The sequence below is a fragment of the Vibrio fujianensis genome, from assembly GCF_002749895.1.
Lineage (GTDB): Bacteria > Pseudomonadota > Gammaproteobacteria > Enterobacterales > Vibrionaceae > Vibrio > Vibrio fujianensis.
Map to the genome: position 1 here is coordinate 663978 of NZ_NBUS01000054.1, position 1114 is coordinate 665091.

At 45.7% G+C, this 1114-nt stretch carries 2 protein-coding genes; both read right to left on the reverse strand.

Annotation, left to right across the window (positions count from 1 at the left end; translation table 11 throughout):
* Positions 1–840 (reverse strand): efflux RND transporter permease subunit (locus B7C60_RS19790; protein ID WP_245869601.1); only part of this gene is annotated, 840 nt, incomplete at its 3' end.
* Positions 841–848: 8 nt separating this feature from the next.
* Positions 849–1114, reverse strand: a 266-nt coding sequence (locus tag B7C60_RS19795) for a permuted SH3 domain-containing protein (RefSeq protein ID WP_483887769.1), incomplete at its 5' end; no start/stop codon positions are given.

Sequence of the window (1114 nt, forward strand, 5' to 3'; positions counted from 1 at the left end):
CGTTGCCGCTAACCCATTGAAACTGACCGAACTTTCATAACTTTCTGCGCCAAGTTCAACATCAGCCACATCTTCTAAGCGGATAACACTTTGTCCATCACTGCCAACAACTAATTTTTTAAATCCTTCGGCATCGCGTAAATCAGTCGCTGCCGTCAAGTCAATGGCGACCATTTGACCTTTGGTTCGCCCGAGTGCGGCTAGCACATTATTATTATTTAGTGCTGCAGCAACATCACTTCCGGTCAATCCATATGCCGCCATTTTGACCGAATCTAACCAAATACGCATTGCAAAGGTGCGTGCCCCAAGAATTTCAGCTCGCTGAACCCCGGGTAATGTCGATAATTGCGGCTCGACCACTCGGACTAAGTAGTCAGTGATTTGGTTATCCCCCAGCACTTGTGAATAGAAGGATAAGTACATCGCAGCAATACTCTCACCGACTTGCAAAGTAACAACCGGCTCACGAGCATTTTCTGGTAGCTCAGAACGAACTTTATTCACCTGCGCGGCAATTTGCGTCAACGCTTCATTCGGATCATAGTCGAGCCGTAAGTACGCTTCAATGGTACTATTGCCCGCCACAGAAGTGGAAACGAGGTAATCAATCCCTTCGGCAGCAGCAATTTCACGTTCTAACGGCGTGGTTATAAACCCTTGAATTAAGTCTGCGTCAGCACCAACATAAGTAGTACTAACGCTGATCACCGCATTTTGGATCTCAGGAAATTGGCGGACATTCATATCCATAATGGCACGTAGGCCCAAAAGAATGATGAATAAACTCACCACCGAAGACAGGATCGGTTTTTGAATAAACTTATCAGTAAAACGCATGAAGACTCCTACTGATTGTCGGGTGATGGCGCAACATCAGCACTTGGCTGAACTCGAGCATTATCACTAATAATAATTTGAGCACCATTACGTAATTTCAATAAACCAGAAGTGACGATACGCTCCCCGACCTCTAGCCCTTTTTCAATCACGATCAAATCGCCTCGACGCTCACCCGTTTGTACAAATCGCTGTTGAACCTTAAGCGTGTCATCTTGCTGCTCAATGACAAAAACCGAGTTGCCATAAGGGTTAAATTGAATCGCTGTTTGCG